The sequence below is a fragment of the Methylobacterium tarhaniae genome, from assembly GCF_001043955.1.
GTDB lineage: Bacteria > Pseudomonadota > Alphaproteobacteria > Rhizobiales > Beijerinckiaceae > Methylobacterium > Methylobacterium tarhaniae.
Window position 1 is genome coordinate 1 of record NZ_LABZ01000150.1, and the last position, 7,997, is coordinate 7,997.

The window sequence follows — 7,997 nt, forward strand, 5'->3', positions numbered from 1 at the left end:
GTGCTGGCCACCCTCCACCTGCCCCCGTCCTGGTACCCGCCGGACGCGCTGCACCCGCGGCGGCCGGGCACCTGGCTCCACGGCGTCTCGGCGGCGCAGGCCCGGGCCTGCCCGCCCGATCCCGCTTTGCTGCCGCCGATCCCGAACGGCGTCCCGGTGGAGGCCCTGGGCCGGGCGCGGCATGCCAGGCGCGGCTTTGCCCTGGCGCTCGGCCGGATCTGCCCGGAAAAGGGGCTCCACCACGCGCTCGCCGCGGCGCATCGCGGCGGCTTCCCGCTCCTGATCGGCGGCCAGGCCTACGATTACCCCGCCCACCAGGCCTATTTCCGCGACGAGATCGCCCCGCGCCTCGACCGGCACCGGCGCTTCCTCGGCCCCTTGGACTTCGCCCGCAAGCGCCGCCTCCTCGCGGCCGCCCGCTGCCTGATCGTGCCGAGCATGGCGCCGGAAACCAGCTCCCTCGTCGCCATGGAGGCGATGGCCTGCGGCACCCCGGTGGTCGCGTTCCCGAGCGGCGCCCTGCCGGAGATCGTCGAGCCGGGCCGCACCGGCTTCCTGGTCGAGGACGAGGCCGGGATCGCCGAGGCGGTGGCGGCCGCCGCCTCCCTCGACCCGCAGGCCTGCCGGGACGCGGCGCGGGACCGCTTCTCGGATACCCGCATGGCCTCGGCCTATCTCGCGCGCTACCGCGAGATCCTGGCCGGGATCCCCGACCGGCGAGGCTGACCTCAGGCGATGGTCGGCACGATGCCGCCCTCGACCCGGAGGCTCGCCCCGTTGGTCGCCGCCGCGAGGGGGCTCGCGAGATAGGCCACCAGCCCGGCGATCTCCTCCGGCTCGATCATCCGGGCGAGAAGCGAGAGCGGGCGGTGGACCCGGAAGAACTCCGCTTCGAGCGCGGAGGCGGGCGCGGTCGGGTCCGAGGCGACGCTCTTGAGGAAGTCGACGATGCCCTCCGAGCGGGTCGGGCCGGGCAGCACGGAATTTACCGTCACGCCGGTGCCGCGGGTGCGCTGGGCCAGGCCGCGGGCGATGGTGAGCTGCGCCGTCTTCGACACCGCGTAGTGCAGCATGTCGGGCGGCGGCACGAGGCCGGACTCGCTCGACACGAACACGATCCGCCCGGATTTCCGCGCCAGCATGCCGGGGAAATAGGCCTGGGCCAGCCGCGCGCCCGAGACCACGTTGACCTCGAACAGGCGGTGCCAATCCGCGTCGGTGATCTCCTCGAACGCCTTCGATTCGTAGATGCCGAGGTTGTTGACCAGGATGTCGACCGCCGGCAGGGCCGCGACCAGCGCCGCCGCCCCCTCCGCCGTCGCCGGATCGGCCAGGATCGTGCGGGGCGTCCGCGCACCCGGCTCGGCCGCGACCGCCGCTGCCGCGGCGTCGAGCTTGCCCTGGTTGCGGCCCGGCAGAACCACCTCGGCGCCCTCCGCCGCGAGGCGGCGGGCGATGGAAAGGCCGATGCCGGCGGTGGCGCCGGTGACGAGGGCGGTCTTGCCGCCGAGCTTGAGGTCCATGGCTCCGGTCTCCGCTGAGGATGAGCCAGGAGATGACGACGCCGGCGATTGATGACCAGCGCGCGGGCCGGCACGATGATCGTGCATCGGACGCAACAATGGGCGGCCCATGGACAACCGGCTGGGCGAGATGGAGGCCTTCGTGCAGGTGGCGCGCCGAGGCAGCTTCGCGGCCGCCGCCAAGGCGTTGCGGCGTACGCCCTCGGCGGTGAGCCGGGCGGTGGCGCGGCTCGAGGCGCGCCTCGGCGTCGGCCTGATCCGGCGCACCACGCGGGCGATGACCCTGACGCCGGAGGGCGAGCTGTATCTCGCCCGTGCGAGCGAGCTGATCGCCGAGTTCGACGCCATCGAGGACGGATTCGGCCGCGACGCCGCCCAGCCGAGCGGGCTCTTACGGGTCAACGCCTCGGTGCCGTTCGGCACGAAGGTGATCCTGCCGGTGCTGCCGCGCTTCCTCGGCGAGCAGCCGCGGATGCGGGTCGACCTCGCGCTCACCGACGACGTGGTCGACCTCGTCGAGGCGAGGGCCGACGTGGCGATCCGCATCGGCCCGTTGCGCGACACGCGCCTGCGGGCGAAGCGTCTCGGCCGCAGCCGCCTCGCGGTGGTGGCGGCCCCGTCCTATCTCGACCGGCACGGCGCACCGGCCCATCCGGACGCGCTTCCCGGGCACAACTGCCTCACCTTCAGCTTCCGCCGCTCCCTCGACACCTGGCCGTTCCTGATCGACGGGGCGGTGTCGCAGCGGCCGGTGCACGGCAACTTCTTCGGCAATTCCGGCGAGGTGGTGCGGATGATGGCGCTCGGCGGCGCCGGGCTGGCGCGGCTCGCCCGCTTCCATGTCGACGAGGACATCGCGGCCGGCCGCCTCGTGCCGGTGCTGGAGGCGTTCAGCCCCGGCGACGCAGAGGACATCCACGCCCTCTATGCCGGGCACGAGCGGCTGTCCTCGCGCATCCGCTGCTTCGTCGATTTCCTCGCCGCCCATGCGGTCCTTCGGGCGTAAGGCGGCTCAGCCGTTCCACGCCGCCGCCTGCGCGGTGATCCACTCGCGGAAGCGCGCCACCTTCGGGGCGTCGGTCTCGGTCGGCGTGACCAGGAAGAAGCTGTAGGGGCTCGCCACCTCGTCGGGGAAGGGGCGCAGCAATCCGGTTCCGGCCTGGCCGGCGCCGGAGACGAGGTCGCCCCCGAGCACCCGGGTCGCGAGGCCGACCCCGCCACCGGCGGTGGCGACCTGCAGCACCATGAAGGTGTGGGTGAAGCGCGGGCCCCGCGACGCATCGACCCCGGCGACGCCCGCCGCCGCGAGCCATTGCGGCCAGCCCACCGCCTCGAGGTCGATCGGGTCGTCGTCGTGGAGGAGCGTGTGGCGGGCGAGGTCCTGGGCCGAGCGCAAGGGCGGATCGCCGTCGCGAAGCGCCGGGCTGCAGACCGGGAAGACGACGTCGTGCATCAGGAGGTCGGAGCGCAGGCCCGGATAGCGCCCGCGCCCGTGCCGGATCGCCAGGTCCGCGTCGTCGCGGGCGAAATCCACCAGGCGGTTGTTGGCGACGACCCGCACGTCGAGATCGGGATGCTGCGCGCGAAAGCTCCCGATGCGCGGGATCAGCCACAGGCTGGCGAAGGAATGGGTGGTGCTCACCGTCAGCACGTGGTCCTGGCCCTGGCGCCGCAGCCGGGCGGTCGCCTCGGCGAGCCCGTCCAGCAGCTCGCCGGCGGCGGTCGCGAAGCGCTGGCCCGCCGGGGTCAGGACGACGCCCCGGCTCGGCAGGCGGCGGAACAGGGCGGTGCCGAACCAGCCCTCCAGGATCTTCACCTGCTGCGCCACGGCGCCGGCGCTGACCCCCAGCTCGTCCCCGGCCTCGTGGAAGGTGGCGTGGCGCGAGGCGGCTTCGAAGGCCCGCACGGCGTTCAGCGGCGGCAGGCGGCGGCGGGAACCCCGGTCGATGGCCATGGCTGATCCAAGTTGGGTGTGACCCAGATTTTCTACGGTAGCGGACGAGTCGATCTGGTTTGATCGCCGGCTGCCCGAAAGGCAATGTCCCTTCACCCAATCTGCTGCCCGACCCGGAGAGAGCCATGACGAGTCTCGTCGCTGGCCGAGGAAACCTGTGCCTCGTTCCCGCCATCCGCCTCGCGCCCCCGCGCCGGCGCCAGCCCGTCTCGCTCCTCGAGCGGCTCGAATTGTGGGCCGACCGCCGGCGCGAGCGCCGCGCCCTGCTGCGCTGCCCCGACAATTTGCTCAAGGATGTCGGCCTGTCGCGGGCCGATGCGGTGCGCGAGGCGGACAAGCCGTTCTGGCGGGACTGATCTCCCGGAATTGCACCGCAAGGATCGGGATGCCGCCGGGGGCTCCCTTGCGTCATGGTGCGGCACCCGCCCCGGAGAGCCCGATTGCGATGCAGCCTCCTGCCAACCGTCCCATGACCCCGTCCGAATGGGCCCTGCTCCTCGGCCTCTCGGTCCTGTGGGGCGGCTCGTTCTTCTTCGTCGGCGTCGCCCTCCACGCGCTGCCGCCGCTCACCCTGGTGAGCCTGCGCGTCGGCCTCGCGGCCGTGATCCTCGCCCTGGTGCTCCGCGTGCGCGGCCTCCCGATGCCGCGGGGCGCCTCGGTCTGGCTCGCCTTCCTGGGCGCGGCCTTCCTCAACAACGCGGTCCCGTTCTGCCTCATCGCCTGGGGACAGACCCACATCGCCTCCGGCCTCGCGGCGATCCTCAACGCCACCACGCCGCTCTTCGGGGTGCTGGTGGCGCACGTGCTCACCGACGACGAGCGACTGACGGGACACCGTCTCGCCGGCGTGCTGGCCGGCCTTTCGGGCGTCGCCGTGATGGTCGGGCCCTCGGTCCTCGCTGGGCTCGGGGGCGAGGCGCTGGCGCAGGGCGCGGTGCTCCTCGCCGCGCTCTCCTACGCCTTCGCGGGAATCTACGGGCGCCGGTTCAAGCGCATGGGCGTCCCGCCGCTCTCGGCGGCTGCCGGCCAGGTCACCGCCGCGACCGTCCTGCTCCTGCCGGTCGCCCTCGCGGTCGACCGGCCCTGGACGCTGGCACCGCCGCCCGTCACGGCGATCGCCGCGGTGCTCGGCCTCGCGGCGCTCTCGACGGCGCTCGCCTACGTGATCTTCTTCCGCCTGCTGGCGAGCGCCGGGGCGACGAACCTGATGCTCGTCACCTTCCTGATCCCGGTCTCGGCGCTGCTCCTCGGCGCCCTGGTGCTGGGTGAGCCGGTGGTGCCGCGCCAACTCCTCGGCATGGCGCTGATCGGGGCCGGGCTGGTGGCGATCGACGGGCGGTTGCTGCGGCGGCGCGCGCCCGCGGCGGCGGCGTAGCCGCCGCGGACTGGGTTGGTCAGGCGGCGGATTTGCCCTGCATCGCGGCGTAGCTCGTCATCAGGTTGCGGTAATCCGGGATGTGGTCGCCGAGCAGCGTCGCCAGCCCCTCGACGTCCCGGCGCCAGTCACGGTGCAGCTCGCAGGCGACCGCGAACCAGTTCACCAGCTGCACGCCCGCCGCCGACATCCGGTTCCAGGCCCCGTCGCGCACCACCGGGTTGAAGGTGCCCGACGCGTCCGTGACGGCGAAGACCTCGTAGCCTTCGGCGATGGCCGACAAGGCCACGAAGGCGACGCAGACCTCGGTGACGACGCCCGCGATGACCAGCTGCTTGCGCCCCGTGGCCTTCACGGCGGCGACGAAATCGGGGTTGTCCCAGGCATTGATCTGGCCCGGCCGGGCGATGAAGGGCGCATCCGGGAACTTGGCCTTCAGCTCGGGCATGATCGGCCCGTTCGGCCCCTCCTCGAAGCTGGTGGTGAGGATGGTCGGCAGCTGGAAGTAGGCGGCGAGGTCGGCCACCGCCAGCACATTGTTCTTGAAGCGATCCGGATCGAAGTCCCGCACCAGCGACATCAGGCCGGCCTGGTGATCGACCAGCAGGACGACGGCCTGGTCGAGGTCGAGGCGGGTATACGGCTTGGTCATCGTCGTCTCCATCGTGGCGGCCGGTGCGGCGCGGTATCGATGGGGGGAGTATGTCCAGGACGTTTCTGCTTGAAAATAGAAACGATAGAAACCGATCGTTTCCGAACTATCGCTCATGGATCCGGATGATGACGTCCGACCGGATCTGACGGCGCTCTCGTCGCCAAGCCGTCCCCTGCGACGGGTGCCTCCGTCCGCCGCAGGAGACGGGAGATGCGTCAGGCCATGACGGGCACGTGCACGTCGATGACGGTGCCCGGCCGGTCGGGGGCGAAACGGCCGTCATAGAGTTCGAAATCCGGGCTGTCGGCCAAAGCCAGCCCCGAGGCCGGGACGAGCTCGCCCCAGATCGTCGCCATGGCGCTCTTCATCTGCGGGTGCAGCGCCGTCCCGTCCAGGGTCACCCGGAAGACCGCGTAGGTCGCCGCCGGGATCGTCTTCCGGACGAAGCCGGCAGGCAGGCTCCCCTCCGGCCGCACGCCGACGCCGGCCATGTAGTCGAAGCTGCCCTCTTCTTTGTCGGCGCTCCAGACGACGCCGTAGGTGGTCCATCTCGGGACTTGGCCGTCGACGAACGGCAGGGCGCGGATCAGGCTGGACCAGAGGTCCGGGATGGCGGACGTGGTCGCCTGGTCGAAGCGCCGGGCCGGGCCGGCAACCGTGAAGGCGTCGAGGGTCACGAGGTCGGGCTGGCGGGCGACGGCGCGGGAGGTCTCGGCGAGGGGCGGCATCGAACAATCTCCTTCGGGTGGGAGGGGCGAGAGGCCGCGGCGGACGCGGCCGGGGGTGACGCCGAAGCGGCGCCCGAACGCGCGGGTGAAGGCTTCCTGGGATTCGAAGCCGGATTCGAAGGCGAGATCGACGAGCTTCAGGTCGGGCTCCGCGACGAGGCGGCGCGCCGCCCGCACGAGGCGGCGCCCGCGAACATGCGCCATCGGCCCCTGCCCCATCCGGGCGGTGAACAGGCGCGAGAAGTGGTGGGGCGACAGACCGGCGCGGTCGGCGAGGCGGGCCAGCGTCAAGGTCTCGTCGAGCCGCGTCTCGATCCAGGCGAGGATGTCGGCGATGCGGTCGGAGGCGGGCGGTCGATCCATGCCGTCATCATGACGGACGGAGAGCGGGGGCGTCCTGACCGGTCTTGCTGTGGGGAATAGCGGTTGGAGGAATGCTCGCTTCTCCCAACCGTCCTGGCGCCCTCCGCGTCATTCCGGGGCCGCGTAGCGGAGACCGGAATCCAGAACCGCAGATGGTCAAGGATGAAGCGGAGGGCGTTCCGCTCTGTTCTGTTTCACCTGAGTGTCTGGATTGCGCTACGCGCCCCTTCGGGTCCGGGCTCCGCTTGCGCGGCCCCGGAATGACATGGAGGATCTCAACAGCATCGAGAGAAAAACGGTCAGATCCACCGCTTGCGCCGCTTGAAGCTCTTCAGGTTGCGAAAACTCTTGCGCTGGTCGCCGGCGCCGCCGAGGTAGAATTCCTTCACGTCCTCGTTGCTGCGCAGCTCCTCGACGGTGCCGTCGAGCACCACCTTGCCCTGCTCCATGATGTAGCCGCGATCCGCCACCGAGAGAGCGGCGCGGGCATTCTGCTCGACGAGCAGGATGGTGACGCCGAGATCCTGGTTGATCTGGCGGATGATGCCGAACACCTCCTTCACCAGGAGCGGGGACAGGCCCATCGAGGGCTCGTCCATCAGGATCAGGCGGGGGCGGGCCATCAGCGCGCGGCCGATCGCCAGCATCTGCTGCTCGCCGCCCGAGAGGTAGCCCGCGGCGCCGGTGCGCTCCTTCAGGCGCGGGAAATAGGTCAGCACCCGTTCCAGGTCCTGGCCGATCTCGCGGTCGCGGCGCGAGAAGGCGCCGAGGCGCAAGTTTTCCATGGGCGTCATGTCGGCGACGATGCGGCGGCCCTCCATCACCTGGAAGATGCCGCGGCGCACGATCTTGTCCGGCTCGATGCCGTCGATCCGGGCGCCGTCGAACACGATCTCGCCGCGGGTGACCTCGCCGTCCTCCGAGCGCAGCAGGCCTGAGATGGCCTTGAGCGTCGTCGACTTCCCGGCGCCGTTGGCGCCGAGCAACGCCGTGATCGAGCCTGCCGGCACGTCGAGGCTCAGGCCGCGCAGGACGAGGATCACGTCGTCGTAGACGACCTCGACGTTGCGCAAGCTGAGGAGGGGGGCCGGCGCGGCGTCTTGGGTCGGGCGATCGAGGGTCATGACCTGCGACATCCGGCGGCTCCAGTGGTGAGATGCGACGATCGAAACCTCCCCCCGCGGACCTCGGGCTTGCCCGAGGTCCGCATCCACGTGCGCAAGTCGGGCATGCCCGACTTAAGACGGGGGGAGGGTGGCCTACGGAGTAGGCCCGGAGAAGGACAGCGCGACGCCAATCCAGGGGGCGCCCATCACAACGGTTCCGCCTCATCCGGAAGCGTGGTTCCCCTCTCCCGCCCCGCATCCGCGGGGCACCCTCCCCCGCAGAGGGGGGAGGG

Annotated in this window: 9 protein-coding genes; 4 read left to right on the forward strand and 5 right to left on the reverse strand. The window is 71.6% G+C overall.

The genetic code is table 11. The features are described 5' to 3' along the window. Positions 1–726, forward strand: a 726-nt coding sequence (locus tag VQ03_RS20775; RefSeq protein WP_048452811.1) for a glycosyltransferase, incomplete at its 5' end; no start/stop codon positions are given. 2 nt (positions 727–728) lie between these two features. Here VQ03_RS20775 and VQ03_RS20780 read toward each other — a convergent pair. After that, the gene (locus tag VQ03_RS20780) at positions 729–1,523 is read right to left on the reverse strand and encodes an SDR family NAD(P)-dependent oxidoreductase (protein WP_048452812.1); all 795 of its coding nucleotides are present in this window, start codon (positions 1,521–1,523) and stop codon (positions 729–731) included. Between the two features lie 109 nt (positions 1,524–1,632). On the opposite strand from VQ03_RS20780, the gene VQ03_RS20785 reads away from it, so the two are divergent. After that, positions 1,633–2,529 carry a LysR family transcriptional regulator gene (locus VQ03_RS20785; RefSeq protein WP_048452813.1) on the forward strand — a complete coding sequence of 299 codons (897 nt, stop codon included), beginning with the start codon at positions 1,633–1,635 and terminating at the stop codon, positions 2,527–2,529. A gap of 6 nt (positions 2,530–2,535) precedes the next feature. Here the strand turns inward: VQ03_RS20785 and gcvA are convergent, their stop codons facing one another. Further along, positions 2,536–3,477 carry a transcriptional regulator GcvA gene (gcvA, locus tag VQ03_RS20790; protein WP_048452814.1) on the reverse strand — a complete coding sequence of 314 codons (942 nt, stop codon included), beginning with the start codon at positions 3,475–3,477 and terminating at the stop codon, positions 2,536–2,538. 125 nt (positions 3,478–3,602) lie between these two features. On the opposite strand from gcvA, the gene VQ03_RS20795 reads away from it, so the two are divergent. Then, on the forward strand, positions 3,603–3,833 hold the full coding sequence (locus tag VQ03_RS20795) for a DUF1127 domain-containing protein (RefSeq protein ID WP_053078682.1): 231 nt from the start codon (positions 3,603–3,605) through the stop codon (positions 3,831–3,833). Positions 3,834–3,922: 89 nt separating this feature from the next. Continuing rightward, positions 3,923–4,852 carry a DMT family transporter gene (locus VQ03_RS20800; RefSeq protein ID WP_048452815.1) on the forward strand — a complete coding sequence of 310 codons (930 nt, stop codon included), beginning with the start codon at positions 3,923–3,925 and terminating at the stop codon, positions 4,850–4,852. Between the two features lie 19 nt (positions 4,853–4,871). Here the strand turns inward: VQ03_RS20800 and ycaC are convergent, their stop codons facing one another. From ycaC to VQ03_RS20815, 3 genes are all read right to left on the reverse strand, one after another. Further along, positions 4,872–5,504 carry an isochorismate family cysteine hydrolase YcaC gene (gene ycaC / locus VQ03_RS20805; protein ID WP_048452819.1) on the reverse strand — a complete coding sequence of 211 codons (633 nt, stop codon included), beginning with the start codon at positions 5,502–5,504 and terminating at the stop codon, positions 4,872–4,874. A gap of 218 nt (positions 5,505–5,722) precedes the next feature. Further along, positions 5,723–6,598, reverse strand: coding sequence for an AraC family transcriptional regulator (locus tag VQ03_RS20810; protein ID WP_048452816.1), 876 nt, complete (start codon positions 6,596–6,598; stop codon positions 5,723–5,725). Between the two features lie 299 nt (positions 6,599–6,897). Further along, positions 6,898–7,734 carry an ABC transporter ATP-binding protein gene (locus VQ03_RS20815; protein WP_048452817.1) on the reverse strand — a complete coding sequence of 279 codons (837 nt, stop codon included), beginning with the start codon at positions 7,732–7,734 and terminating at the stop codon, positions 6,898–6,900. Between the last annotated feature and the right edge of the window lie 263 nt (positions 7,735–7,997).

Coding starts and splice junctions, on each gene's coding strand:
- gcvA (WP_048452814.1), bottom strand. CDS start 3,477: ATGGCCATCGACCGGGGTTCCCGCCGCCGCCTGCCGCCGCTGAACGCC.
- VQ03_RS20795 (WP_053078682.1), top strand. CDS start 3,603: ATGACGAGTCTCGTCGCTGGCCGAGGAAACCTGTGCCTCGTTCCCGCC.
- VQ03_RS20780 (WP_048452812.1), bottom strand. CDS start 1,523: ATGGACCTCAAGCTCGGCGGCAAGACCGCCCTCGTCACCGGCGCCACC.
- VQ03_RS20810 (WP_048452816.1), bottom strand. CDS start 6,598: ATGGATCGACCGCCCGCCTCCGACCGCATCGCCGACATCCTCGCCTGG.
- VQ03_RS20785 (WP_048452813.1), top strand. CDS start 1,633: ATGGACAACCGGCTGGGCGAGATGGAGGCCTTCGTGCAGGTGGCGCGC.
- VQ03_RS20815 (WP_048452817.1), bottom strand. CDS start 7,734: ATGTCGCAGGTCATGACCCTCGATCGCCCGACCCAAGACGCCGCGCCG.
- VQ03_RS20800 (WP_048452815.1), top strand. CDS start 3,923: ATGCAGCCTCCTGCCAACCGTCCCATGACCCCGTCCGAATGGGCCCTG.
- ycaC (WP_048452819.1), bottom strand. CDS start 5,504: ATGACCAAGCCGTATACCCGCCTCGACCTCGACCAGGCCGTCGTCCTG.